Genomic DNA, 25,899 nt, shown 5'->3' on the forward strand with positions numbered 1-25,899 from the left:
CGCCTCCTGCTGTCAGGACTGCCTGCCTGTTTTATGCAGACGCCGCCCCACCCGCGCCAGCAAGATGACGGGCAGAATGCCGGTCACCACAATGGCAAGGGCTGCGACCGAAGCTTCTTCATAAGTACCACGTGCTGCTTCGCCATAAAGATGGGTTGCGAATGTCTCTATATTGAGCGGCCTTAGCAGCAGCGTAGCGGGCAATTCTTTCACGCAGTCGACGAAAACCAGCAGTCCCGCCGCAACAATCGCAGTTCGGGAAAGCGGCAGATGTATTGACCGGAAAGTGCCTGTAACGCTGCGGCCCAATGTTCGCGATGCATGGTCGAGCGATTGCGGAATGCGCTCAAGACCGGCATCGATGGAACCGGCGGAAATTGCCAGAAACCGCACCACATAAGCATAGACGAGCGCCGCGCCGGAACCGATCAATACAAGACCTGTGGACCATCCGAACAGATATGCCGTAATCTCGCTGAACAGGCGATCGAAGCTGCCGGCGACCACCATGATGCCAATGGCGATCACCGTGCCGGGGGCGGCATAACCCATGGTCGCGATACGATAGAACCAGCGGGATGCAGCGGCTGGAAAGAGCCGGATCGCATAGGCCACAAGCATTCCGCACAAAAGCACCAGCAAAGTGGCGACTGTGGAAAATGCGATCGTATTAAAAGCCTCACCGGCAAGGCGCGGCGATATACCGGCAAAACGCAGCCGCTTGACCGCTTCCGCCACCAGATAGGTTGCAGGCATGATAAAGCCGATGATGATCGGCAACGCGCAGAGCAGAAACAGCCAGATGCCCTTGAAGCCGCGAACCCTGAGAGAATCGAAACCACGAGACCGGCGAATATTCGAGGAAAAGCGCTGCTTGCGGCGTGCCCACCGCTCTATGGAAATGAGGAGGACGACAATCAACAGCAGTGCCAGCGCGATCTGTGCGGCCCCCGGCAGGTCGGAGCGCGTCACCCATGTCGTATAAATAGATACGGTCAGCGTCCTGACCCCAAGAAATTCCGCAGCGCCAATATCATTGAGTGTTTCCATCAGGGCGAGGCTCACACCCACTGCGACCGCAGGACGCGCCAGAGGCAAGGCAACGCGCCAGAAAATACCTTTGCGGCTGACCCCGAGCGTACGCGCTGCCTCGACCAGACTGGCTGACTGGGTAAGAAACATGGCGCGCGTCGGAATATAGACATAAGGATAAAGGACGAAGCCAAGCAATAGGATGCAGCCGGTCATCGACCTTATGTCGGGCAAACGAAACTGACGCGGGCTATCATAGCCCAGCAGAAAGCGGATCGCGCCTTGCACGGGGCCGATCGGATGCAGAATATCGAGATAGGCATAGGCGACGATATAGGTGGGTACGGCAAGCGGCAGGAGCAAAGCCCATTCCAGCACCGCCCGCCCCCGAAAATCATAAGCTGTAACCAGCCATGCGGCGGAGGTGCCGACCAGTCCGGTTATGATCCCGACACCTGCAAGCAGAATGACCGTATCGACGAAAGCCGTGGTTAGGATAGTGGAGAAAAGATGGCTCCACAGACCTGAGGAGCCTCGTAATGCTTCAAGGCAGAGCGCGAACACCGGCAGGAATACGAGAAACGCCACCAGCCCCGACAAGCAAAACCAGCCCCATCCCGCACGAATATGAAGCCGTTTCATTCTGGACGGCGCTGAACGGGTTACGGACATGCTTTCCTCATATCACAACGCTGGCGCGGATGATTTGCGCCAGCGTTGCGATGTAGCTTAATTATCGAAGCCGACCTTATCGACCAACTCGCTTGCCTGCTTGCGATGACTGACGATTTCCAGCAAGGGAACGGAATCAATCTTCAACTCGCCAAAGGATTCAACGATTGGATCAAGCGGCGCGCCCGGCTTCACCGGATACTCATAATTGGCCTTGGCGTAAAGCTGCTGCGCCTCGTCGGATACGAGATATTCAAGAAGCTTGACGGCTTCATCCTTGTTCGGCGCATTCTTGGCCACGGCTGCACCGCTGATATTTACCTGCGTGCCGCCATCCTTGAAGGTCGGCAGAAGAACCTTGATGCCCTCGCCCCAGCTCTTCTGCTCGTCTCCGCTTTTGCCCGAGCGCATCAGGCCGACATAATAGGAGTTGGCCACGGCAAGATCGCAAATCCCGCCGACAATATCCTTTGCCCCATCGCGGTCGCCGCCGGCAGCCTTGCGCGCCAGATTGTCCTTGAGGCCGCGCAGCCATTCTTCGGTTTTCTCAGCACCATAATGCGCGATATAATCGGCAAAAAGCGCCGTATTATAAGGATGCTGGCCTGCGCGGATGCAGATTTTGCCCTTCCATTTCGGATCGGCCAGTTCTTCATAAGTGATCGCGTCAAGATCAAGATCCTTGTCGGCATAGACGACGCGCGCACGCATGGAAAGCGCATACCAGTTGCCATCGGCATCGCGAAGCTGTTCGGGCACTGCATCTTTCAGGACCTGAGAATCAATCGGCTGGGTCAATCCCTGTTCGACGAGATCAATGAGATTGCCGGCATCGACAGTCATGAGAATGTCCGCAGGCGACTTTTCACCCTCCGATGCCACACGCTCGGCAAGACCATCCTTGAGCAATACCGTGTTGACGGTCGTGCCGGTCTTTTCCTTATAGGCGTCCAGCAAAGGCTGGATCAGCCCCGGTTCACGCGTCGTATAAATATTGACTTCGTTGGCATATGCCGCACCGGAAAGAAATGATGCAGCCGTAAGAGCCAGTGCGTATCGCGCAAACTTGGGCATTGTGTCTCCCATCAAGTTGGATTGATCTTAATCTGTAAGCATCGCGAAAACCGCGGGGAAGAATTTCCCACAACAATCTCGCTCTCCATAAACATGAGTACGATACTCATTATTTAGTAAAAATCAAGGCTTTGCTCCAGTCGATTGCGACCGCAACGCGGCTGACCGATGGCGCGAAATGCTGTTCCGCCCGCACCCTGAGGCACAGGGGAGCACCCTCCAGCCGCAGCGTCAGTTCTTCTGCATCTCCCAGAAAAGTCCGGCTTTCGATATGAGCGCACAGGCATGGTCCGGTTGCGTTCTCATCCGCCGTGACCGATATGTCGCGCGGACGGACATAAACAAACGCATTCTCAGCCTGATCGACATTAGCGGGAGCCGGAAAGGCGCCCAGAGGAGTTGCCAGGGAGGCACCACGAACTTCTGCTGGAATCACATTGAAATCGCAAAAGAAATCCGCTGCGTAACGATTGGCGGGCCGATCATGGAGATCGCGCGCGGTGCCATTTTGCACGATCTGACCCGATCGCATCAGGATAACGTGGTCGCCGGTTGAAAGTGCTTCCTCCGCCTCATGGGTGACAATGATAACCGGCGTTCCCAGAGCCCGAAGCAATGCCATCGTTTCGCCCCGCACCCTGGCGCGCAAGCCGCGGTCAAGATTGGAAAACGGCTCATCCATAAGCAGCAGGTCCGGCTTGGGCGCCAGCGCTCTTATCAAGGCCACACGCTGCTGCTCACCACCCGAGAGCATATGCGGATAACGATCCGCCATAGAGACAAGGCCCACCAGTTCCAGCAGTTCATCCACCCTCTGATGGGCTGCATCCCTGCGCATATTGCGCAGTCCGAACAGGACGTTTTCCCTGACCGTAAGATGCGGAAACAAGGCATAATCCTGAAAGACCACGCCGATATTGCGTTTTTCCGGTTCCACGAAGACAGACGGCGAAACCAGCGTCTTGCCATACATGATGAGCGAACCGCTATCGGGGGCATCGATGCCCGCTATGATGCGCAAAAGCGAAGTCTTGCCGCAGCCTGAATGTCCGACAAGGCAGATGATTTCACCGGGCTGAATATCGAGCGAAATATTGTCCAGCGCGCGCACATTTCCAAACTGACGACTGACACCTGAAAGCGTCAGCGCAGCACTGATACCATTTTCTATGTCTCCATGTTGCAGGCTGGATGCGTCCATATCTGAAACCGTTACTGATTTTGCAAGCCGGGGCTACAAATGCACTTGGACCGGAATGCCATAAAAAACAAGACCGATACAATCAGGAATTGGCGCTTTCTTCATCAAAGGCTTGCGTTCTTAACATTCAAAAGCAGTGATTAACCATTGATAATACTTAATAAAAATCCGTGCCGGATGTTCTATGCGGCCTATCAGCTCTTTTAAAGAATACCCCAGGCGCGGAAACGACCCCGGCCCGTTATCTCGCGCAGATTCAAATCGGCAATCAATTTCAAAGCACCCTGCTGCGTAACCGCGAGTTCTTTTTCGACCATCTGGCTGGAAACCAGCGGGTTTCGCATCATCATATCGATAAGCTGCGGCAGGCGCGAATTGGAACGGCGACCTTTGAGTTTAAGCTGCATCTGCTCACGCGCCAGCATGAGCCGGTCATGCTCCTTCATGCCCGCATCCGCTGTTTCTACCATTGCAGAAAGAAATGTCTTCAACCGCGTCAGCCGATTGGTGGAACGTCTTTCATCGGGACGCTTTGTCCGCAAACCGAGGCTGATTGCTGGCAAATGCCCCGCAGCAATTCCCGATTGCCGCAGATAAGAGGCTGTAAATATTCGCCCGATCCACGCGGAACGCTGCACCACTTCCGCAGAAAACCATGCATCATGCATGAGAGCGGCCCGCAAAAGCACTGGTAGAGAAGAGGTGCGCGCAAAACCTTCCTGCCACTCTTGCAGTCGCTCCTGCTCATCCCAGTCCTCGTCATAAAGCAACGAATCCATTTCGGCTGGCGTGGTTCTGGAGTTGGACGCGGGCGTGGATTTGACGGCCCCCTTGAGCAAAGCATCCGTGCGCGCGAGCAAGGCATCCACATCGTTAAACAGCGAATCCGCCTCTTCATTGTTTTCGGGTTCGGCTCCCTCTTCAATTGTGGGAGCTTCCACATGGAAATTTCGCCCAAGCAATTGCTGGATTCCTGCCGGGCTGAGAGCCCAGCCGGGCGCGCGACCCATGATCTGGCGGCGCAAACGCACCACGGCATGGCCAACGGTCAGCGCATGGCTCGGTGTCCGGCTGTCCATCAAGGCATCATGCAGAACGAGGTCTTCGAGATGAATAAGCTCGCCTTCCAGCCACATCGAAGCGACGGCATCATGCATATGCAGGCGCTGTATCATTCCCTCGCGAATTGGCGAGCGCGCCAGTCTTTCATCGAGCCTTGCCAGTGCAGCCGTCGCATCGGCTACGGGAACCAAAAGCTCTTCAAGCGGCAAAGTGTCCAAATCATAAGCCATGTCCTGCATATCGCAGCCGACGGCGGAAAAAAGCAAACAAAATTGGCGTATTGGGCGAGTTTCACACTGCGGTTTTCCAACCTTGCGCCAAATAACAAGGCGGCCCGAAAGCCGCCTTTGCATTTTTCAGATCGATGAACGATCAACCGATCGCCATCAGGCTGGCATTGCCGCCTGCTGCCGTCGTATTGATCGAGGTCGAAACTTCCTCAAGCAGCCAGTTCAGGCAATAGGCGTTCGGATTGACCGCCAGTTGCTCCAATGAGGCCGCCTGAGTGAGAACCAAAGGCCCCGGAAGTTCGGCGATCTTGCGGTTTATTTCCACCAGCCCTTCGCCCTCGCCTTCCACAAGCGCACCGGAAAAGGGCGCGTCCGCCTGCCAGTCTTTCGTCCAGACGATGCGGGCGGCGACACTTGCAGGCAGGCCCTTCAACAGACTCCGAAGCCCCGATGTTTCATCGATGACCGCAATATTGCCGGTGGCGAGCGCCGCCGTCAACTGGCGATAAAGACCAATTTCCGTCTGGGGAACGAGCAAAATGCGTCCACGGGGATGAAGCGCATAGAGATTGCGTTCACCCACCGGGCCGGGCAGCTCAATATCGAGACCCAGTGCCGATGCGCTTCCGGTTTCGCGGGCATCCTGCGCCAGATTGTTCATACCGCGCTGACCAAGCCATTTGGCGAAATCCTTGAGTGCGGCATCGCTGTGAACGGAGTTGAGACGCGGCGGAATCGGCGCTGTTTCAACCAGACGCCCGAGATAGAGCGGCCCACCCGCTTTTGGTCCCGTACCGGACAAGCCGCGACCGCCGAATGGCTGCACACCAACAACGGCGCCGATGACATTGCGGTTGATATAGACATTGCCGACCCGGACCAGATCGGTCACATGGGCAATCGTCTCATCAAGACGGGTATGCAGGCCGAATGTCAGGCCATAGCCGGTCGCGTTAATGTCATCGATCAGGCGATCCATATCATCACGCTTATAACGGACCACATGCAGAACGGGGCCGAAAACCTCGCGCTTGAGATCGCGCAGGGAATTGATTTCGATAATCGTCGGCGCGACGAAAGTGCCGTCTTTGGTTTCAGGCCCAAGCGGAAGCTGCTCGACCTTGCGGCCAAGATCGCGCATGCCCTGAATATGCGTTTCAATAATGGTTCTGGCTTCATCGGTGATAACCGGGCCAATATCCACATTGAGCCGGTCGGTACGTCCGATGGAGAGTTCCCGCAACGCGCCCTTGAGCATGGTGAGAATGCGCTCTGCGACATCTTCCTGCAGGCAGAGAACGCGCAGCGCCGAACAACGCTGTCCCGCACTGTCGAATGCCGAGGCGATCACATCGAACACGACCTGCTCGGCCAGTGCAGAGGAATCGACGATCATCGCATTCTGCCCGCCGGTTTCCGCAATCAGTGGGATCGGCTTGCCATTGGCAAGCAGGCGTGAAGCAAGCTGCGCCTGAATAAGCCGTGCAACTTCCGTCGAGCCGGTAAACATCACGCCGCATGTTTCAGGCGCCGCCACAAGCGCCGCACCGATGCGCCCGTCGCCCGGCAGAAGCTGCAATGCATCAGCCGGAACACCCGCTTCATGCAATATGCGGACCCCTTGCGCGGCAATCAGCGGCGTTTCTTCGGCAGGCTTGGCCAGCACGGGATTGCCCGCGACAAGGGCTGCTGCAACCTGTCCTGTAAAGATTGCCAGCGGAAAATTCCATGGGCTGATGCAGACAATCGGGCCAAGCGGCTTGTGTGACGTACCAAGCGTCCGCCGGGTCTGTTCGGCGTAATAACGCAGGAAATCAATCGCCTCGCGCACTTCAGCAATCGCATTGGGCATCGACTTGCCCGCTTCGCGCATGATGAGACCAAGCAAGACAGCCATATCGCGCTGCATGATGTCAGCCGCACGTTCAAGACAGGAAGCACGCTCCACGGGCGCAATCATTGACCAGCTTGCCATGGCCTTTTGCGCAACCGACATGGCCTTGGCGACATCGCCCTCGGCAATTTCCGTCACCGTGCCGACCACGTCATTGCGATCACCCGGATTGAAAACCGACCGGCTTGTGCCGTCGACTTTTACGCCGGCCATCTGCGGTTCGGCTGTCCATGCGCGTGTGGCGCTTTCCTTGAGAACCTTGCTCAGTTCCGCAAGCGTCACCTCATTGGACAGGTCAAAACCTGCGGAATTCCTGCGGGCGCCATAAAGATTTTCCGGCAGGGCAATCTGGTCATGGTGTGCTCCGACAACCGTCATTGAGCGGACGACCTCCACCGGATCGGCGACCAGTTCATCAACGGAAACGCTCTTGTCGCCGATACGATTAACGAATGAAGAATTCGCCCCATTTTCAAGAAGGCGGCGAACCAGATAGGCAAGCAAGGTTTCATGGGTGCCAACGGGCGCGTAAATTCGCGCCGGGCGACCGAGCTTGTTCGATCCGACCACTTCGTCATAGAGCGGCTCGCCCATGCCATGCAGGCACTGGAACTCGTATTTTCCGGATTTGAAATCGGGACCGGCCAGATGATAGATCGTCGCCAGCGTCTGTGCATTGTGGGTGGCAAATTGCGGGAAGACGACATCGCTTGCAGCCAGCAGCTTGCGCGCGCAGGCGATATAGGAAACGTCGGTGTGAACCTTGCGCGTGAAAACGGGGAAGTCTTCAAGACCCTCCACCTGCGCCCGCTTGATTTCAGCGTCCCAGTAAGCGCCTTTAACAAGGCGAACCATAATGCGGTGATCGGTCCGGCGGGCCAGATCGATAATGAAATCAAGCACAAAGGGGCAACGCTTGCCATAGGCCTGCACCACGAAGCCGATGCCTTCCCAACCGGCAAGGTCGGGATCTTCGCAAAGGCTCTGCAAAAGATCGAGCGAAAGCTCCAGACGATCCGCTTCCTCGGCATCGATATTGAGGCCGATATTGTATTTCTTGGAAAGCACCGCCAGCGCTTTCACCTTGGGCAGAAGCTCGCCCATGACGCGCTCGGCCTGCGCCCGCGCATAACGCGGATGCAGCGCGGAAAGCTTGATTGAAATGCCCGGCCCGTCATAAATGCCGCGACCTGCCGATGCCCGGCCAATCGCGTGAATGGCGTTTTCATAATCCTTGTAATAGCGCTCGGCATCGGCTGCAGTGGTCGCGGCCTCCCCCAGCATATCATAGGAATAACGGAAACCGCGCTCTTCCAGCGACTTGGCGCGCTTGAGCGCTTCTTCTATGGTTTCGCCTGTGACGAACTGCTCGCCCATCATGCGCATGGCCATATCAACGCCGCGACGGATGACCGGCTCGCCGCAACGGGCGATCAGGCGGTTCAATGCAGCAGACAAGCCGCTATCATTGACGGTATTGGTCAGCTTGCCGGTGACGACAAGCCCCCACGTCGCTGCATTGACGAACAGCGAGCGACCACCGCCGACATGGGATTTCCAGTCGCCATTGGAAATCTTGTCGCGAATGAGCGCATCGCGCGTCGCCATATCCGGAATACGCAGCAAGGCTTCGGCAAGGCACATCAGCGCCACGCCTTCCTGGCTGGAAAGTGAATATTCATGCACCAGACCTTCGACTCCGGTGCCTTTATGCTTGGCGCGCAGCGCTTCGATCAGCTTTGTCGCTGTCGCGCGGATCTGCCTGACCGTATCTTCCGGCAAGGCCGCCTGTTCGACAAGCGCTGTCACGCATTCCGCCTCAGGCATGCGATATGCGGCGGTGATTGCCTGGCGCAGCGGGTCTTGCTCGCGGATCGGCGGCGCAAAATTCTGAAAAACAGCGGCTTTGGAAACGGTATTCTTATCGGTCATGGTGCACTGCTCACAAGGAAACGGTTCCCGAATGGCTACAGGATACCTCTATTTGGCTTTAGATGGACATTATCATTGCTGCATGAACCATTCTGCCTTGATTTAATGATTATAAAGGCTATCAGGTCTTATTATTCGATAATTTAAAGGCATTATGGATGAAAAAACTCGATTCAATGGACGATCTGGATCAGTTCGATCGTCGTATCATCGAAGTGCTCAGCGAAGACGGACGTATCCCGGTTACAGAGCTGTCAAAAAAAGTCGGCCTTTCCAAGACGCCATGTCAGGCGCGGCTCAAAAGACTGGTCGATGAGGGCTATATTCTCGGCTTTCGCGCGGCGATTGATCCTGAAAAGCTGGGGCTCGACCACATCGCCTTTACCACGGTAAAGCTTTCCGACACGCGCGAAGCAGCCCTTGGCGCATTCAATGCAGCCGTTCGCAAAATACGCGAAGTCGAGGAGTGCCATATGATCGCAAGCTCCTTCGACTATCTGCTGAAAGTCAGAACACCCAATATAAGGCGCTATCGTGAGGTGCTGGGCGAGAAAATCTCCAGCCTGCCCAATGTGGCGAGCACTTCGACCTTCGTTGTCATGGAATCGGTCAAGGATAACCGCCCGGTCAGGGTCTATCCGGGCGCATTATGAAACTCTTCAAAGCGTCTCGCCTGCGAGATAAAGCTGGAGCGTCTTTTCCGTGCCGTCCTGCCAGATGCGCCGCAACGCCGACGAAAAAGCTTCTGCATAGGCAGGGCTGGATGCAAGCGTTCCGAAAATATCCTCCATCTCAAGCCATTTTACCGGATTGTCCCTGGCAAGCTTCGCCTGTTTCACCAAACGATCCCATGAAGGATCGTTCGGCTCGATGAGTGCACCACTATCGGTCGTGCCAAAACAATAGCGGCACCAGAATGCCGAAACGAGCGCAAGGCCAGTGACCGGCTCACCCTTTGCCACGCGGTCGGATACCGTGGGCAGAATGAATTTCGGCTGACGATTGGAGCCATCGAGGCAAAGACGCCGGATCGTGTCGCCGATGCTCGGATTGGCAAAGCGTTTGTCGATCAGGACGCGATAATCGTCCAGAACCGTGTTGGGTACGGGCGGGACTTCCGGGATGATTTCGTCTTTGGTGAGCTTTTCCAGATAGCGGCGGATCAGCGGGTGCTCCATGGCTTCATGGACGAAATGAATATCGAGCAGCCCGCCCGGATAGGCGATTGCCGCGTGTCCGCCATTGAGAATGCGAATTTTCATCAGCTCATAGGCTGAAACCTCACTGGAGAATGTGACGCCGACCTTATGCAGAGCAGGACGTCCGTTAGGGAAATTATCCTCCACCACCCATTGTTTGAAACTTTCGCAGAATACCGGCCAGCCATCATCAACGCCGAACTCCTGTGCTGCAATTTCGCGCTCGCGTGCACCGGTAGCGGGCGTGATGCGATCGACCATGGAATTGGGAAATGCGACATTGGCGCTGATCCAGTCGGCAAATTCCGGGTCGCTGAGTTTTGCAAGGCCGACAACCGCATCCTCCGTCACATGGCCATTGCCCGGAATATTGTCGCATGACATCACCGTGAACGGCTCGACGCCTTGCAGTTTACGCAGTCTGAGCGCCTGAACAATCAGGCCGAACACTGTTTCGGGCTTATCAGGGTTGACACTGTCGGCGACAATATCGGGATGCGCCGTATCGAAATGCTGGCTCGCGGGATCGATATAATAGCCCCCTTCGGTGATCGTCATGGACACGATGCGAATATCGGGCGAGGTCAGATACGCCATGAGGGCCTTGCGGCCCTCATCGGTGGAAATCGTCACATAATCGATCATCGCGGCGGTGATGCGCGCTTGCGAATGTTCTGCTTCCTGATCGACGACGGTGGTGAGCCAATCCTGCGCCTTGAGAATATCGCGCATCCTGTCGTCGCTTTCGCGAACGCCCGCACCGACCAAAGCCCAATCATGATCGAGGCCAAGTCCGAACAGATCGTCAAGATAGACAGCCTGATGGGCGCGGTGAAAATTGCCGACGCCAAAATGCACGATTCCCGGCTTCAACTCCGCCGGATCATAGGCCGGCTTATGCACCTTGGCGAAGCTTTTGAGCGTTGCGTGCGAGAGTTTGGTCATGACTGCTCCCTTTTATCCCGGCATTGTAGCCTTAACTCATGCCATCCAGTTTCCGCCATCGACACCGAAGGTCTGCGCCAGAATATAATCGCTGTCGGAAGAAGCAAGGAAGACGGCCATTCCGGTAATATCTTCAGGGGTCGCAAAGCGTCCGATCGGAACCGACCGGGCAACGGCAGCTTTCTTCTCGCCCGGTTTCAGCCCTTCCCATTTGGCGAAATTCGCATCCACTACGTCCCAATGCTCGCCATCGACGACGCCGGGCGCAATCGCATTGACCTGAATGCCGTGCTTGACCAGAGCGAGTGCTGCCGATTGCGTGGCGGAAATCATCGCCGCCTTGGACGCACAATAAAACGTCACCAGAGCCTCACCGCGGCGACCCGCCTGGCTTGCCATATTGATGATCTTGCCGCCGCGCTTGTGTTTGATCATGACATTGGAAACCGCCTTCATCATGAAAAGCGGCCCCTTGAGATTGATATTGAACACGCGCTCATAGCTGTCTTCGGTGATCTCGTTGATCGGGGCCATGTCAAAGATTGCGGCATTATTGACCAGAATATCGATGCCGCCATATTCCGCATCCACATCCGCCACGACTTTTTCAATCTGGGCGAGATCCGTCACGTCGAGCCTGACGGCTTTGACCATCGGGCCGATTTCACGCGCCGCTTCTTCGGCCCGCTCGATATTGATGTCGGCAATAACGACCTTTGCACCCTCTTGCGCATAGGCCCGCGCAAAGCCAAGCCCGATGCCGCGCGCGGCACCTGTGATAAGCGCGACCTTGTCCTTCAATTTCATGGGACTCTCCAGGATAATATCTACAGATGTGATTTCTTTTCCGATAGAATAAGCGGATGGCGTTCATGCCGTTCAAGCGCCAGCCCGTCTGCGCTAAATAAATGCGCATCGGCGGGATCAAAGCCTAGCTTGGCATGCTCATGCGCGCGCGCCTCACTATTGCCTCCCGCTTCGGAAACAAGCAGGCTGCTGGCATTTTCAGAATGCACGTAAAGATAGGTCTCGCCGCCGAGCCGTTCGACCACCATGATTTCCCCTGCAAGCACTCCGCCATCGGCAGGATGCAGATGTTCGGGGCGTATGCCAAGCACCAATGGCGTGCCTTCGGCCACTCCCTCGCCGTCAACAGGCACCTTGATCATCTTGCCATTGCCCAGATGAACGAAAACGCCATCCTTATCGACGGCTCCCGCCTTCACGTCGATGAAGTTCATCGTCGGAGAGCCGATGAAACCGGCTACGAAGCGGTTGACGGGATGATGATACAGCTCCAGTGGAGAGCCGACCTGCTCTACCCTGCCGTCGCGCAGCACCACGATCTTGTGCGCAAGCGTCATGGCTTCCACCTGATCATGGGTTACGTAGATCATCGTCGCATTCAGCCGGTCATGCAGGCGTGCAAGTTCGATGCGCATCTGTATGCGCAAGGCCGCATCGAGATTGGACAGGGGTTCATCGAACAGGAAAATCTTCGGCTCGCGCACCATGGCGCGCCCGATAGCGACACGCTGGCGCTGGCCACCGGAAAGCTGGCGCGGCTTACGGTCCAGAAGCTGGTCGAGCTGCAATGTTTTCGCCACTTCCTCGACCTTGCGGTCGCGCTCCGCCTTCGAAACACCGGCAAGCTTAAGCGCGAAGCCCATATTCTCGCGCACGCTCATATGCGGATAAAGCGCATAGGTCTGAAAAACCATAGCGAGGCCGCGTTCATCCGGCGGCACGTCATTGACCTGCTGGCCGTCGATCATCAACTCGCCGCTGGTGATTTCCTCCAGCCCCGCGATCATGCGCAGGAGCGTCGATTTTCCGGAGCCTGAAGGCCCTACGAAAACCACGAATTCACGATCTGCAATATCGAGATTCACACCCTTTATGACATTGATCGTATCAAAGGACTTGGTGGCGTTATGGAGCGAAAGTGTAGCCATGAGGTTCCCTTTATTTCACGGCGCCGAATGTCAGGCCGCGCACGAGCTGGCGCTGCGTAACCCAGCCGAAAATGAGGATCGGGGCGATGGCGAGCGTGGACGCTGCCGAAAGCTTCGCCCAGAAAAGTCCTTCAGGCGAGGAAAATGACGCAATAAATGCGGTGAGCGGCCCTGCCTGCGAGGCAGTCAGATTGAGGCTCCAGAAGGCTTCGTTCCAGCACAGGATGATGGAAAGAAGCGCTGTGGAGGCAATGCCCGGCAGGCTCAGCGGCAACAGAAGATAGCGTACCTGCTGTCCGACCCCCGCGCCATCCATCCGGCCCGCTTCAAGAATTTCATGCGGCACTTCCTTGAAGAAGGAATAGAGCATCCAGACCACGATGGGCAGATTGGAAAGGGTGAAGATGATGATAAGGCCGGTGCGGGTGTCCAGCAGCCCTGCATCGCGAGACAGAAGATAGATCGGCACCAGAACGCCGACGGCGGGCAGCATTTTGGTGGAAAGCATCCACAGCAGCAGATCCTTGGTGCGCTTGCCCGGAAAGAAAGCCGCCGCATAGGCTGCGGGCACTGCAATGATCAGTGAAAGGATCGTCGCACCAAGGCTTTCGACCACACTGTTCATGGCATAATGGAAATAGTCGGCACGCTGGTTGACGGCCGCGAAATTTTCGAGCGTCGGCTCGAAGAAGAGTTTTGGCGGCGCCACCGCATCGATTTCCGTCTTGAATGCTGCAAGCAGCATCCAGAAAATTGGAAAGAACATCAGGATAGCCACGGTCCAGCCGATAATTCCGGCGGAGACTACGGCCTTGTTGATCTTGCGCTTTGCAGCCATTGTCAGTCTCCTTTCCTCAATTATCCAGGTTTCGCGCGACGGTGCGAATGAGAAAAATCGCAACCACATTGGCAAGGATGATGGCAATTACGCCAGCCGCCGAAGCCCCGCCAATATCCCATTGCAGAAGCGCTTTAAGATAGATGAAATAGGTCAGTGTCGTGGTTGCGATACCCGGGCCGCCTGAAGTGGTAACGAGAATTTCGGCAAAGATCGCCAGAAGGAAGATCGTCTCGATCATAATGACGACCGAGATCGGGCGCAGCAGATGCGGCAGGATCATGTAATAGAACATCGCCAGTCCCTTGGCGCCATCAAGGCGCGCTGCCTCCATCTGCTCCCGGTCCAGCGACTGCATGGCGGTCATCAGGATCAGCGTCGCAAAGGGCACCCATTGCCATGAAACGATCAAAATGACGGATGCCATGGGAAATTGTGCAAACCAGTCAATCGGCGGCATTCCGAAACTGCGCGCGATGAATGCGAAAAGCCCATTGACCGGATGCATCAGAAGATTTTTCCAGATCAGCGCGGAGACGGTCGGCATTACGAAGAAAGGCGCGATCACCAGAAGCCGCGCTATATTCTTCCCCCAGAAATCCTGATCGAAAAGAACCGCGAAAAAAACGCCGAGCACTATCGAAATGACCAATACTGAGATGACAAGTATCAATGTATTGACGATTGCGGACCACAGCCCCGGATCGGCCAGCAGGAACTTGTAGTTTGAAAATCCGGCAAAGCCGGTGACGAATGGGTTGATGAGATTGTAATACTGGAACGAAAACCAGAGCGTCATTGCCAGCGGCACGATCATCCATAAAAGCAGCAGGATGACAGCGGGTGCAAGCAGCGGGCCGGTGCGAACATTGCGGCGCGATTTTCGTGCAAACCGCGATCCGCTACCGGCGGCAAACATCTGGCTTGTCGGCATGATGGATATTTCCTCCCTTGTTCGCCATTGCCTCCGGCAGCAATGCAGATTTGCGAAGAAGCAGACCTGCCGCCGCCTCCACAGAGCGGCAGGTCAAGCGCTCAGGCTTACTTGATGTAACCTGCCTGCTTCATGATCTGCTCAGTCTGGCGCTGCGCACTGTCGAGTGCTGCGTCAACGCTTTGCTGTCCGGCCACGGCGGAAGAAATGGCCTGTCCGACAATCGTGCCGATCGCCTGAAATTCAGGGATAGCGACGAACTGGATGCCCGTATAGGGAACAGGATCCCGGGTCGGCTTGGTCGGGTCTGCGGATTCAATGGCCTTGAGGACCGTATCCGCAAATGGCGCCGCTTCCTTGTATTTCTCGTTGGCATAGGTCGACTGACGCGTACCCGGCGGCACCGCTACCCAGCCTTCCTTTTCGCCGACCAGTTCGACATATTGCTGTGATGTCGCCCATTTGAGGAACGACTTGGCCGCTTCCGCCTTCTTGGTCGAAGCCGGAATGGCAAGATTCCAGGACCATGCCCATGCCGAACCATTCGGCGTTACCTCAACGGGCGCCTTGGTGAAGGCGACCTTGTCGGCAACCTGGCTTTGATTGGGATCATAGATGCGACCGGCGGCGGAAGTGGCGTCGATCCACATCGCACAATGGCCGGTGGAGAAGAGGGCCTGATTTTCGTTGAAGCCGTTGGAGGTAATTCCGGGAGGGCCAGCTTCCTTCATCAGCTCGACGTAAAAGTTGATCGCCTTTTTCCATTCGTCCGAATTGATCTGCGGATTCCATTCCTCATCGAACCATCGCCCGCCGAAAGTATTCACGAGCGTACCCAGATAGGCCATGTTTTCGCCCCAGCCCGGCTTGCCGCGCAGGCAAAGGCCATATTGCTCTTTCGACTTGTCGGTGAGCTTGGTGGCGAATTCCTTGATCTGCTCATAAGTCGGCTCGTCAGGCATGGTCAGGCCCGCGGCTTCGAACAGGTCCTTGCGGTAAAGCGTGAACGAGCTTTCCGCATAGAAAGGCACGGCATAGAGCTTGTCATCAACCGTCAGACCGGCGCGGACAGGCTTGATGAGATCGTCGTAATTATAATCGTCTCCAAGATCATCGACGGAAAGAAGCCACCCGGCTTTGCCCCAGATCGGCGTTTCATAGCCGCCAATGGTCAGAATATCGAACTGGCCGCTCTTGGTCGCGATGTCTGTGGTCACGCGCTGGCGCAGCACGTTTTCTTCCAGCACCACCCAGTTGATCTTGTTGCCGGTTTCCTTTTCCCACTCCGGCGAGAGCTTCTGCATGATGATCATGTCGCCGTTATTGACGGTGGCAATCGTCAGTTCTTCAGCCGAAGCCGCCCCGGCGATCAGGGCAAGCGCCGCCACCGAGCCGATCAGCCCTATTGCATGAGATTTGGTCCGCATCTCGTCTCCTCCTTTACGAATGCATAACAAATACCTTACATGTGTAAACTTTATCGCGTGCATATCCGCCGCTTGTCAAGCAGGGGTACACATTTCGCCTTCCAAAGCAGATCGCCCTTCGTCCCGATTATCGCGGGGTAATTTGCGCCGCGCCCCGCCTCCTCTTCTTTTGCGGCAAAGTCTAACACATCTCGAATATAGCTGCATCAAACTATGCTGATCATTTGCGCGCTTGACGTTTCGACCGGCCTTTGCCAGCTTGCTGGAGTTGGCAAGACTACCAGACTCTTGAAATCTTTAAAAAATACATGTGCCGATCTTCATGGTTTGCGAAAACAGGCTAAAAGGTTTCGCAGCCGCAGGGACCGGCAATCATGCAATGACCATACGCGGCAAGTGGCGTCGGGACGATGAGACAGGACAAGGATGTGCGCAAGAATATCCGCACCATGGAAGATTTTTCGGATTTCGTCGGACTGTCCCGTCCGACCGTTTCCAAGTATTTCAACGACCCCGCGTCCGTCCGGCCGAAGACCCGCGCGAGAATTGAGACTGCGATAAAACAGTCCGGTTTCCGGCCCAATCTTTTCGCCGTCAACCTGAACCGGCGCCGCACGACAATATTGGGCATCATCATCCCCAACCAGCTTGACCATTTCTATATGGCCATGACGCGTAAGCTCCAAAGCCTCGCCGAGCAGCGGGGCTATCTGGCCATTGTGCTCTCGTCGGACGGCAAGCCGGAACTCGAAATGCGCGCCATCGAAACCCTGCGCTCGCTCAACGTAGCCGGTGCAATCATTGCACCGCTTGGCGAACAGTCCCAGCATGCAGCACTCGCTCGCCTTGCTTCCGATGTGCCGATTATCTACGTCGACTCTCCGCTCGACAACAACTCGCCATTTGTCGGAACCGATAATCTGAAATCCTTCCATCTGATCGTCGATTATCTGTGCCGTTCAGGGAGCGAACCTTGTTATTTCGCGATGCCGGATGTGAATAATAATGCGCTCAAACGTCAGCACGCCTATTGCGCGGCGATGGAAAAACTTGGGGCAGAACCGCGCATCGTGGAGCTGCAACCGGCCAATAGCTGGGATTTTGAGCAATATGCCTTTGAGCAAGCGGCGCATATCTTGCGAGAAAAAGGCGGTTTCCCCACCAGCACGATCCTTTGCGCGAATGATCGTATCGCTTTCGGCGTCATGGCGGCAGCGTGGCAGGCGGGACTGAAAGTCGGGAGACTTAAAGACTGCGATATTCGTATTGCCGGACATGATAATAATCCGCTTTCCGAATATTGCTGCCCTCCACTGACCACCGTGGCACAGGACTATAATGAAATAAGTCGCCTCGCCATGGATTTATTGTTTCGCACACTTGGCGAAGCTGCGGGTTCTCAGGCGAACCCGCCAGATAGCACGCGCATTCTGCTCAATGCGGAAATCAAGCTGCGAATGTCTGCCTGACCAAGCCCGGATGGCTGGCTCTATTCCGCAGCGATTTTTGCCAATTGCGTCATGATGACGGCAGAACCGTTGAGGCGCTTCTCCGGCGTCGCCCAGTCGCGGATGAAGACGATGCTCTGATCCGGCCTGATCTTCGCCATGGAGCCCTGTTCGCCGATCATCTTCACCAGCCCGACCGGATTGGCGAAGGTCGCATTGCGGAACTGGATAACCACGCCTTTCGGTCCGGCATCGAGTTTTTCGACATTCGCCCTGCGGCAGAGCGCTTTGATGTAGACGATCTTGAGCAGGTGCTGCACTTCTTCCGGCAAGGGACCGAAACGGTCGATAAGTTCTGCACCAAAGGCGTCAATATCCTGCGGCTCTTCCAGATCGGCCAGACGACGATAAAGGCCGAGGCGCAATTGCAGGTCGGGCACATAGCTGTCCGGTATCATCACCGCTGTGCCAATCGCAATCTGCGGCGACCACTGGCTGTCCTCGACCTCGACCGAACCCTTGAGCGTCGCGACCGCTTCTTCCAGCATCTGCTGATAAAGCTCGAACCCGACTTCCTTGATATGGCCGGATTGCTCTTCGCCGAGCAGATTGCCCGCGCCGCGAATATCCATATCGTGGCTGGCAAGCTGGAAGCCCGCGCCAAGCGTATCGAGCGATTGCAGCACTTTCAGCCGCCGTTCCGCGGTCTGGGTCAACATCTTTCCCGCCGGAAGCGTGAACAGCGCAAAGGCGCGCTGTTTGGAACGCCCGACGCGCCCGCGCAACTGGTAAAGCTGCGACAGGCCGAACATATCCGCCCGGTGCACGATCATCGTATTGGCCGTTGGAATATCCAGTCCCGATTCCACGATGGTCGTGGAAAGCAGCACGTCATATTGTCCGTCGTAAAAGGCATTCATGATGTCATCGAGCACGCCCGGCGCCATCTGGCCATGTGCCACCGCAACTTTGAGTTCGGGTACATGTTCTTTCAGAAAATCTTCGATTTCCGCAAGATCGGCGATGCGCGGGCAGACATAAAAACTCTGCCCGCCGCGATAGCGCTCGCGCAGCAGCGTTTCGCGGATAACCAGCGGGTCGAAAGGCGAAACGAAGGTGCGCACGGCCATGCGATCCACCGGCGGCGTGGTAATCAGCGAAAGCTCGCGCACCCCCGTCAGTGCAAGCTGCAAGGTGCGCGGAATGGGCGTTGCCGAAAGCGTCAGCACATGTACGTCGGATTTCAACTCTTTGAGCCGTTCCTTGTGCTTGACGCCGAAATGCTGTTCTTCGTCGATGATCAGCAGGCCAAGATTCCTGAACCGGATCGAATTGCCAAGCAGCGCATGCGTACCCACGACAATATCGACTGTCCCCTCTTCCAGTCCCTTCTTGGTTGCTGCAAGTTCCTTTGCGCCCACAAGCCGCGATGCATGCGCCACATTGATCGGCAATCCATGGAAACGCTTGGAAAAGGTCTTGAAATGCTGGCGGGAAAGCAGCGTCGTCGGCACCACCACCGCCACCTGCACGCCGCTCATCGCAGCGATAAAGGCGGCGCGCAAGGCTACTTCCGTCTTGCCAAAACCGACATCGCCGCAAATGAGGCGATCCATCGGCTTTCCTTCGGCAAGATCGTCTGCGACCGCTTCAATGGCGGTTAGCTGGTCATCGGTTTCGTCATAGGGAAAGCGCGCGGCAAACTCGGCATAAAGTCCCTCTGGCGGCGTCATCACCGGCGCGCCGCGCATCTGGCGTTCGGCGGCAATCTGGATCAGATGACCGGCAATTTCCAAGAGCCGCTTCTTGAGCTTGGCCTTGCGTGCCTGCCATGCGCCGCCACCCAGCTTGTCGAGAACGGCATCGGAGCCTTCCGATCCATAGCGCGACAAAAGCTCGATATTTTCAACCGGCAGGAACAGCCGATCATCGCCCGCATAATGGATTTCAAGGCAATCATGCGGCGCTCCGACTGCGGTGATCGTCTTGAGGCCGATAAAGCGGCCGATACCATGATCGACATGAACGACAATATCGCCCGCATTGAGCGAGGCGACTTCAGAGATGAAATCCTGATCGCGCTTGCGGCGCTTCGAGCGCCGGATCAGCCGGTCGCCGAGAATATCCTGCTCGGCAACAACAACGAGATCGCCTGCATCAAAACCGCTTTCGACAGCCAGAACCGCCGCCGTTACCTTGTCGCGCGAAAGCGCCTTGACGGTTGCAAGCCGGTCAACAGTCTCGATTTTCTCAAGACCATGTTCGTCCAGCACCTGAAGCAGACGGTCCAGCGAGCCTTCCGACCAGGCGGCGACCACAACTTTTCTGCCAGCCGCGCGCAGTTCGGCAATGTGCTTCACGACGGCTTCGAACAGATTGACGTCCGTTGCGGCGCGCTCTTCGGCAAAGCTGCGGCCCTTATGCGTATCCGCATGCAGAATTTTCCGGCCCGTAACGTCCGGCGCGCCAAAGGGCGTCAGATCGATGCGCAAACCCGCAGCCTGCGCCTTGTCTTCCACCTCCTCGGGCGAAAGATAAAGCATTTCCGGTCTGACCGGCTTGTAGGGCACGGCCTCGCTGCCCGTTTCCTTGCCTTCTGCCTGACGCAGCCGCGCCTCATAATGATCCACAACCGTTGCATGGCGCTCGGTCAGCGCCTCATGCACCAGATGATCAAAGACCACCGGCATGCCGCCAGCATGATCGAAGATCGTCTCCAGCTCGTCATAAAATAACGGCAGCCAATGCTCCATGCCCGCAAAACGGCGGCCTTCGCTGATTGCCTGATAGAGCGCATCGTCACGCTGCGGCGCGCCAAACATGGCCACATAATTCTTGCGGAACCGGCTGATCATATCGGGGACAAGCGTGATCTCGCTCATCGGCTGAAGCACGAATTCCTTGCGCGTTCCGGTGGTGCGCTGCGAAGCCGGATCGAAGGCGCGGATCGTTTCCAGCGTATCGCCGAAGAAATCAAGCCGCAGCGGTTCCTCCGCGCCCGGCGCGAAAAGATCGAGAATGCCGCCGCGCACCGCATATTCGCCAATATCGCGCACGGTCGAGACGCGCTCGAAGCCATTGCGCTCAAGCCGGGACGCCAGATCGTTCATATTGAGCTGATTGCCGGGGCGCGCGGAAATGACCTGTTCTTCTATCGCCGCCTGCGGCGGCAGCTTCTGCAAAATGGCATTGGCGGTGGTCAGGATGATTGCCGGATGCGGCGACTTCTTCAAATGCGCCAGCGCACTTAACGCGGCAAGCCTGCGCGCACTGGCATCCGCGCCCGGCGACACGCGATCATAGGGCAGGCAGTCCCATGCGGGCAAATGCAGGACCGGCAGATCAGGCGCAACAAAGCCCAGCACCTGTTCGAGATCAGCAATGCGCTGCCCGTCACGCACAATATACATCACAGGTCCGCGTTCGCCGATCTCTTCCACCAGACGCGCGAGACAGAACGCCTCGAAACCATCGGCAACGCCGTCGATCACGATATGGCGGCTTACACCAGCCGCGACAATGGGCTTGAGACCTAGTTTGCTGAAAACGGGCATTACGGCTCTATCTTAGAATTTTATGCGGTCGCGGAAAGCAACGATGTCGCGGAAAAACGGCGTATCATAGTCGGCGGGAATCGGACTTTCGCCCGTCACCCATTTGAGAAGATCGCGGTCGAGCACTTCGAGAAGATGCTCGAATTCATCAAGTTGCGCATCGGTAAAGCCGACAAGATGCTGGTCGGCATATTGACCGAGAATCAGATCCATCTCCCGCATGCCGCGATGCCAGGCGCGAAACAGAAGCTTGCGACGCCTTACATCGAGATTTTCCCCCGCAAGTGTGCTGCCAGTCATCGTCATCGCGCTCCATTGATAAATCAGTGCCGGTATATAGCATCTGACACGCAAGTGGGAACCCGTTTTAGAGCAAGAACAAAAATAGTACAAAACTATTTCGCGGGCTTGCACATGGAAATAAAGCAGTTAATGCTCCCTGTCATGCGTCCGTCCCTGCTCGATCCGTTTTTCGCTTCTGTTCGCTCGCTTTCCGGCATTGGCCCGAAAGTGGCGGCTTTGCTTGGTAAATTGCTGGGAACCGATGTACCCGGTGCCGAGCCGAAAGTCGGGCAACTTCTCTTCCTGCCGCCGCACAGTGTCATTGACCGGCGCAACCGCCCCGGCATTGCCTTCGCGCAGGAAGGGGCAATCGTCACGCTCGAAGTGGTGATCGACCAGCACCAGCCCGCGCCGCGCGGTCGCAACAATGTGCCCCATCGCGTCTTTGCTCATGACGATACCGGTGAAATCGCCCTCACCTTCTTTCACGCGCAAGTGCCATGGCTGGAGAGAATGCTGCCGGAAGGAGAAACCGTCGTGGTTTCGGGCAAGGTGGAATGGTTCAATGGCCGCGCCTCGATGGTGCACCCGGACTATATCGCCAGTCTTGAGGATTCCGCCAGCCTGCCGATGGTCGAGCCCGTCTATCCGCTGACCGCGGGTCTTTCGTCCAAAACGCTTGCGCGCGCCGTCAAGGAAGCCCTTACCCGCGTGCCGGAACTCCCCGAATGGATCGATGGGCCTTTGCTTGCCCGCGAGCGTTTTGCGGATTTTCGCACAGCGCTCAACACGATGCATCTGCCCGAAGACCCAGGCGATATTGCGCTGGAAGGCATTACGAGACGCAGGCTTGCCTATGACGAATTTCTGGCCGGTCAACTGGCACTGGCACTTGTTCGTGCCAGGACGCGGCGGCTTTCGGGGCGTCCGCTTGACGGAACAGGCCGCATCATTGCCGAAATCATGCGCCACCTGCCTTATCGGTTGACGGCAAGTCAGGACCGGGCGGTGCGCGAAATCATTGCCGATCTCAAATCGCCCGAGCGTATGCTGCGGCTTTTGCAGGGCGATGTGGGGTCGGGCAAGACAGTCGTAGGATTGCTTGCAATGGCGCATGCCGCCGAATCAGGCGGGCAATCGGCGCTGATGGCGCCAACGGAAGTTCTCGCGCGCCAGCATTTTGCGACCATTGCGCCGCTGGCCGAAAAGGCGGGACTGAAAGCAGCACTTTTAACAGGCCGCGAAAAAGGGCGTGATCGCAATGTAGTGCTGGAAGGACTGAAAAGCGGCGAGATCGACATCATCATCGGCACCCATGCGCTGTTTCAGGAAAAAGTCGAATATCACGATCTGGTTCTTGTCATCATCGATGAGCAGCACCGTTTCGGTGTGCATCAACGTCTGATGCTGACCGCCAAAGGGGCTGCGCCGGATATGCTCGTCATGACCGCGACGCCTATTCCGCGCACGCTCGTTCTCACCGCTTTTGGCGATATGGACGTATCAAAACTGACCGAAAAACCCGCCGGACGGCAGCCGATCACCACGGCAATCCTGCCCATGGAGCGTATGGGGGAACTGGTGGAGCGTATTGCAAAGGCCGTAGCCGACGGCCAGAAAATCTACTGGATCTGCCCGCTGGTCGAGGAATCCGAAGTCGTTGAACTGACTTCCGCCGAAGAACGCTTTGAATCTCTGAAATCTGTCTTCGGCAATAAAATCGGCCTGATCCATGGCCGCATGAATGGCGCGGAGAAAGACGAGGCCATGCGCGCCTTCAAGCAGGGCGAAACGCGGCTTCTGGTGGCCACCACCGTCATTGAGGTCGGCGTCGATGTGCCGGATGCGACGATTATCGTCATCGAACATGCCGAGCGCTTCGGCCTGTCGCAATTGCACCAGTTGCGCGGGCGCGTGGGGCGCGGCGACAAGCCGTCCACCTGCCTGCTGCTTTATAAGGGGCCACTGGGCGAGGTCGGCCAGGCACGGCTGAAAGTGATGCGCGAAACGGAAGACGGTTTCCGCATTGCCGAGGAAGATTTGAAACTGCGCGGCGAAGGTGAGTTGCTCGGAACCCGCCAGTCGGGCACGCCGGGATTTCGGCTCGCTTCCATCGAGGCGCATGGTGATCTGCTGGAAATCGCGCGCAAGGATGCCCGCTATATTCTGGCAAGCGATCCCGATCTTGAGAGCGAGCGCGGGCAGGCGCTGCGCGTGCTGCTCTATCTCTTCGGACGGGACGAGGCCATCCGGCTGTTGCGGGCCGGATAGCAAAATGGCCGCAAATTGCGGCCATCGTTGTCAGCCTATGATATTTTATTCCACCGTTACCGACTTTGCCAGATTGCGTGGCTGGTCGACATCCGTGCCCATGATGACGGCGGTGTGATAAGCCAGCATCTGGATCGGCAGCGCATAAACAAGCGGCGTAATGAATTCCGGCACGTCGGGCAGGACGATGGTCGCCATCGTGTCGATGCTGGCCGCCTTGGCACCCTTTTCATCGGTAATCAGGATGATGCGTCCGCCGCGTGCCGCCACTTCCTGCATGTTGGAAACGGTCTTTTCATAAAGACGATCCGATGGCGCAATCACGATAACCGGCATGGCTTCATCGATCAGCGCAATCGGGCCATGCTTGAGTTCACCAGCTGCATAGCCTTCGGCGTGGATATAGGAAATTTCCTTGAGCTTGAGCGCCCCTTCCATCGCCAGCGGGAAGGATGTGCCGCGACCCAGATAAAGCACATGATTGACCTTGGCCAGTTCATGACAAACAGTCGCGATTTCCTCTTCCAGCTTGAGCACCTGATTGATGAAACGCGGTGCTTCGGAAAGCTCGCGCACCAGTTCCTGTTCACGCTTGTCGTCAATGACGCCACGTGCCTTGGCAGCAGCGATAGCAAGCGAAGCCAGCGCCGAAAGCTGGCAGGTGAAAGCCTTGGTCGATGCAACACCGATTTCCGGGCCCGCAAGCGTCGGGAAGACGGCATCGGATTCGCGTGCAATGGTCGAGCCGGTGACATTGACCACCGAGGCGATCTTCAGCCCTTGCGATTTGCAATAGCGCAATGAGGCCAGCGTATCCGCCGTTTCACCCGACTGCGAGATGAACATGGCCAGCGTATCTTTCGACAACGGCATTTCGCGATAGCGGAATTCCGAAGCAATATCGCAATCGACCGGCAGGCGCGCGATCTGCTCGAACCAGTATTTGCCGACCGAAGCCGCATAAAAAGCCGTGCCGCAGGCCGAAATCGTCAGACGGTCGATTGTGCTGAAATCGACCCCGACAGCTTCCTGTCGCACCGTGCCCTTTGTGAAATCAAGATAATTGGCGAGCGTATGGGAAATGACTTCCGGCTGCTCGAACATTTCCTTTTCCATGAAGTGGCGGTGATTGCCCTTGGAAACGAGAAAACCCGCGCTTTGCGATTTCTGCACGGGACGTTCGACTTGGCTGTTGGTCTCGTCATAGACGGTGACACCCTTGCGCGTCAGCACCGCCCAGTCGCCATCTTCCAGATAGGCGATGGAATCGGTAAAGGGCGCCAGCGCAATCGCGTCGGAACCAAGATACATTTCACCGTCGCCATAACCAACGGCGAGCGGCGGCCCCTGACGTGCGCCGATCAGCAGTTCTTCGTCGCCATCGAACAGGAAGGCGAGAGCAAAAGCACCGCGCAATTGCGGCAGGCAATCGCGCACGGCTTCAATCGGCGACTTGCCCTTGTCGAGTTCGCGCGTCACCAGATGCGCAACGGCTTCCGTATCAGTTTCGGTCTCGAATGTGTAACCATCGGCTTCCAGCGCAGAGCGTAATTCGGCGAAATTCTCGATAATGCCATTATGCACCACTGCAAGGCGCTTGGTGATGTGCGGATGGGCGTTGCGCTCCACCGGCTTGCCGTGCGTCGCCCAGCGCGTATGGCCGATGCCGATGGTGCCGGGCAACGGCTCACCACCAAGACGCTTTTCAAGGTTCACAAGCTTGCCTTCGGCGCGGCGGCGATCCAGCTTGCCATTTTGCAGCGTGGCGATACCAGCGGAATCATAGCCGCGATATTCGAGCCGTTTCAGGGCATCCACCAGAAGCGGCGCTACTTCGTCTTTTCCGATGATGCCAATGATTCCACACATGGACTGCTCCGATACGTCTTGGGATTATTGCGAGCGATGTAAATGCCCGGCTTTGAAAGGGCAAGAATGGTCTGGTTGTT

17 protein-coding genes are annotated in these 25,899 nt (G+C 56.7%); 3 read left to right on the top strand and 14 right to left on the bottom strand.

The window, feature by feature from the left end:
* Positions 1-12 precede the first annotated feature (12 nt).
* The 5 genes from DKP76_RS06405 to putA all read right to left on the bottom strand — a co-directional run bounded on the left by DKP76_RS06405 (position 13) and on the right by putA (position 9,097).
* Positions 13-1,704: an ABC transporter permease gene (locus DKP76_RS06405; protein ID WP_109705606.1), complete on the bottom strand. Its 1,692-nt coding sequence runs from the start codon at positions 1,702-1,704 to the stop codon at positions 13-15.
* Positions 1,705-1,761: 57 nt separating this feature from the next.
* Positions 1,762-2,778 (bottom strand): Fe(3+) ABC transporter substrate-binding protein, encoded by a 1,017-nt coding sequence (locus tag DKP76_RS06410; RefSeq protein WP_109705607.1) that lies wholly within the window; start codon positions 2,776-2,778, stop codon positions 1,762-1,764.
* A 109-nt stretch (positions 2,779-2,887) separates the two neighbouring features.
* Positions 2,888-3,979 (bottom strand): ABC transporter ATP-binding protein, encoded by a 1,092-nt coding sequence (locus tag DKP76_RS06415; protein ID WP_109705608.1) that lies wholly within the window; start codon positions 3,977-3,979, stop codon positions 2,888-2,890.
* A gap of 203 nt (positions 3,980-4,182) precedes the next feature.
* Positions 4,183-5,271 (bottom strand): RHE_PE00001 family protein, encoded by a 1,089-nt coding sequence (locus DKP76_RS06420; RefSeq protein ID WP_109705870.1) that lies wholly within the window; start codon positions 5,269-5,271, stop codon positions 4,183-4,185.
* 142 nt (positions 5,272-5,413) lie between these two features.
* Positions 5,414-9,097 (bottom strand): trifunctional transcriptional regulator/proline dehydrogenase/L-glutamate gamma-semialdehyde dehydrogenase, encoded by a 3,684-nt coding sequence (gene putA, locus DKP76_RS06425; RefSeq protein ID WP_109705609.1) that lies wholly within the window; start codon positions 9,095-9,097, stop codon positions 5,414-5,416.
* Between the two features lie 158 nt (positions 9,098-9,255).
* Here putA and DKP76_RS06430 point away from each other — a divergent pair, with 158 nt between their 5' ends.
* Positions 9,256-9,750, top strand: coding sequence for an Lrp/AsnC family transcriptional regulator (locus tag DKP76_RS06430; protein ID WP_109705610.1), 495 nt, complete (start codon positions 9,256-9,258; stop codon positions 9,748-9,750).
* 6 nt (positions 9,751-9,756) lie between these two features.
* On the opposite strand, the gene DKP76_RS06435 is transcribed toward DKP76_RS06430, so the two are convergent.
* From DKP76_RS06435 to DKP76_RS06460, 6 genes are all read right to left on the bottom strand, one after another.
* A complete protein-coding gene (locus tag DKP76_RS06435) occupies positions 9,757-11,241 on the bottom strand; it encodes a mannitol dehydrogenase family protein (RefSeq protein ID WP_109705611.1) in 1,485 nt (494 codons plus the stop codon).
* A 36-nt stretch (positions 11,242-11,277) separates the two neighbouring features.
* Entirely contained in the window at positions 11,278-12,048 is a 771-nt protein-coding gene (locus DKP76_RS06440; protein WP_109705612.1) for an L-iditol 2-dehydrogenase, read from the bottom strand.
* A gap of 20 nt (positions 12,049-12,068) precedes the next feature.
* The gene (locus DKP76_RS06445) at positions 12,069-13,196 is read right to left on the bottom strand and encodes an ABC transporter ATP-binding protein (protein WP_109705613.1); all 1,128 of its coding nucleotides are present in this window, start codon (positions 13,194-13,196) and stop codon (positions 12,069-12,071) included.
* A 10-nt stretch (positions 13,197-13,206) separates the two neighbouring features.
* Positions 13,207-14,034, bottom strand: a complete 828-nt coding sequence (locus DKP76_RS06450; RefSeq protein ID WP_109705614.1) for a carbohydrate ABC transporter permease — start codon at positions 14,032-14,034, stop codon at positions 13,207-13,209.
* A 16-nt stretch (positions 14,035-14,050) separates the two neighbouring features.
* A complete protein-coding gene (locus DKP76_RS06455; RefSeq protein WP_109705615.1) occupies positions 14,051-14,968 on the bottom strand; it encodes a carbohydrate ABC transporter permease in 918 nt (305 codons plus the stop codon).
* A 107-nt stretch (positions 14,969-15,075) separates the two neighbouring features.
* Complete coding sequence (locus DKP76_RS06460) at positions 15,076-16,395, bottom strand: ABC transporter substrate-binding protein (protein WP_109705616.1); 1,320 nt, start codon at positions 16,393-16,395, stop codon at positions 15,076-15,078.
* Positions 16,396-16,844: 449 nt separating this feature from the next.
* Here DKP76_RS06460 and DKP76_RS06465 point away from each other — a divergent pair, with 449 nt between their 5' ends.
* Complete coding sequence (locus tag DKP76_RS06465; protein WP_109705871.1) at positions 16,845-17,864, top strand: LacI family DNA-binding transcriptional regulator; 1,020 nt, start codon at positions 16,845-16,847, stop codon at positions 17,862-17,864.
* Between the two features lie 20 nt (positions 17,865-17,884).
* On the opposite strand, the gene mfd is transcribed toward DKP76_RS06465, so the two are convergent.
* Both mfd and DKP76_RS06475 read right to left on the bottom strand, forming a co-directional pair.
* Positions 17,885-21,397: a transcription-repair coupling factor gene (mfd, locus tag DKP76_RS06470; protein WP_109705617.1), complete on the bottom strand. Its 3,513-nt coding sequence runs from the start codon at positions 21,395-21,397 to the stop codon at positions 17,885-17,887.
* 12 nt (positions 21,398-21,409) lie between these two features.
* Positions 21,410-21,697, bottom strand: a complete 288-nt coding sequence (locus DKP76_RS06475; RefSeq protein ID WP_109705872.1) for an FAD assembly factor SdhE — start codon at positions 21,695-21,697, stop codon at positions 21,410-21,412.
* Between the two features lie 132 nt (positions 21,698-21,829).
* Between DKP76_RS06475 and recG the strand changes: the two genes are divergently transcribed.
* A complete protein-coding gene (gene recG / locus DKP76_RS06480) occupies positions 21,830-23,950 on the top strand; it encodes an ATP-dependent DNA helicase RecG (RefSeq protein WP_199224761.1) in 2,121 nt (706 codons plus the stop codon).
* A gap of 45 nt (positions 23,951-23,995) precedes the next feature.
* Here recG and glmS read toward each other — a convergent pair whose 3' ends face one another.
* Positions 23,996-25,819, bottom strand: coding sequence for a glutamine--fructose-6-phosphate transaminase (isomerizing) (glmS, locus tag DKP76_RS06485; protein WP_109705618.1), 1,824 nt, complete (start codon positions 25,817-25,819; stop codon positions 23,996-23,998).
* Positions 25,820-25,899: the final 80 nt, after the last annotated feature.

This window comes from Falsochrobactrum shanghaiense, assembly GCF_003149535.1.
Taxonomy (GTDB): Bacteria; Pseudomonadota; Alphaproteobacteria; order Rhizobiales; family Rhizobiaceae; genus Brucella; species Brucella shanghaiense.

Bases quoted from the DNA above. Each gene is read 5' to 3' on its own strand.
- DKP76_RS06460 (WP_109705616.1), bottom strand. From the start codon at position 16,395: ATGCGGACCAAATCTCATGCAATAGGGCTGATCGGCTCGGTGGCGGCG.
- DKP76_RS06455 (WP_109705615.1), bottom strand. From the start codon at position 14,968: ATGCCGACAAGCCAGATGTTTGCCGCCGGTAGCGGATCGCGGTTTGCA.
- DKP76_RS06435 (WP_109705611.1), bottom strand. From the start codon at position 11,241: ATGACCAAACTCTCGCACGCAACGCTCAAAAGCTTCGCCAAGGTGCAT.
- mfd (WP_109705617.1), bottom strand. From the start codon at position 21,397: ATGCCCGTTTTCAGCAAACTAGGTCTCAAGCCCATTGTCGCGGCTGGT.
- DKP76_RS06445 (WP_109705613.1), bottom strand. From the start codon at position 13,196: ATGGCTACACTTTCGCTCCATAACGCCACCAAGTCCTTTGATACGATC.
- DKP76_RS06410 (WP_109705607.1), bottom strand. From the start codon at position 2,778: ATGCCCAAGTTTGCGCGATACGCACTGGCTCTTACGGCTGCATCATTT.
- DKP76_RS06465 (WP_109705871.1), top strand. From the start codon at position 16,845: ATGGAAGATTTTTCGGATTTCGTCGGACTGTCCCGTCCGACCGTTTCC.
- putA (WP_109705609.1), bottom strand. From the start codon at position 9,097: ATGACCGATAAGAATACCGTTTCCAAAGCCGCTGTTTTTCAGAATTTT.
- recG (WP_199224761.1), top strand. From the start codon at position 21,830: ATGCTCCCTGTCATGCGTCCGTCCCTGCTCGATCCGTTTTTCGCTTCT.
- DKP76_RS06440 (WP_109705612.1), bottom strand. From the start codon at position 12,048: ATGAAATTGAAGGACAAGGTCGCGCTTATCACAGGTGCCGCGCGCGGC.
- DKP76_RS06430 (WP_109705610.1), top strand. From the start codon at position 9,256: ATGAAAAAACTCGATTCAATGGACGATCTGGATCAGTTCGATCGTCGT.
- glmS (WP_109705618.1), bottom strand. From the start codon at position 25,819: ATGTGTGGAATCATTGGCATCATCGGAAAAGACGAAGTAGCGCCGCTT.
- DKP76_RS06415 (WP_109705608.1), bottom strand. From the start codon at position 3,979: ATGGACGCATCCAGCCTGCAACATGGAGACATAGAAAATGGTATCAGT.
- DKP76_RS06475 (WP_109705872.1), bottom strand. From the start codon at position 21,697: ATGACTGGCAGCACACTTGCGGGGGAAAATCTCGATGTAAGGCGTCGC.
- DKP76_RS06420 (WP_109705870.1), bottom strand. From the start codon at position 5,271: ATGGCTTATGATTTGGACACTTTGCCGCTTGAAGAGCTTTTGGTTCCC.
- DKP76_RS06450 (WP_109705614.1), bottom strand. From the start codon at position 14,034: ATGGCTGCAAAGCGCAAGATCAACAAGGCCGTAGTCTCCGCCGGAATT.
- DKP76_RS06405 (WP_109705606.1), bottom strand. From the start codon at position 1,704: ATGTCCGTAACCCGTTCAGCGCCGTCCAGAATGAAACGGCTTCATATT.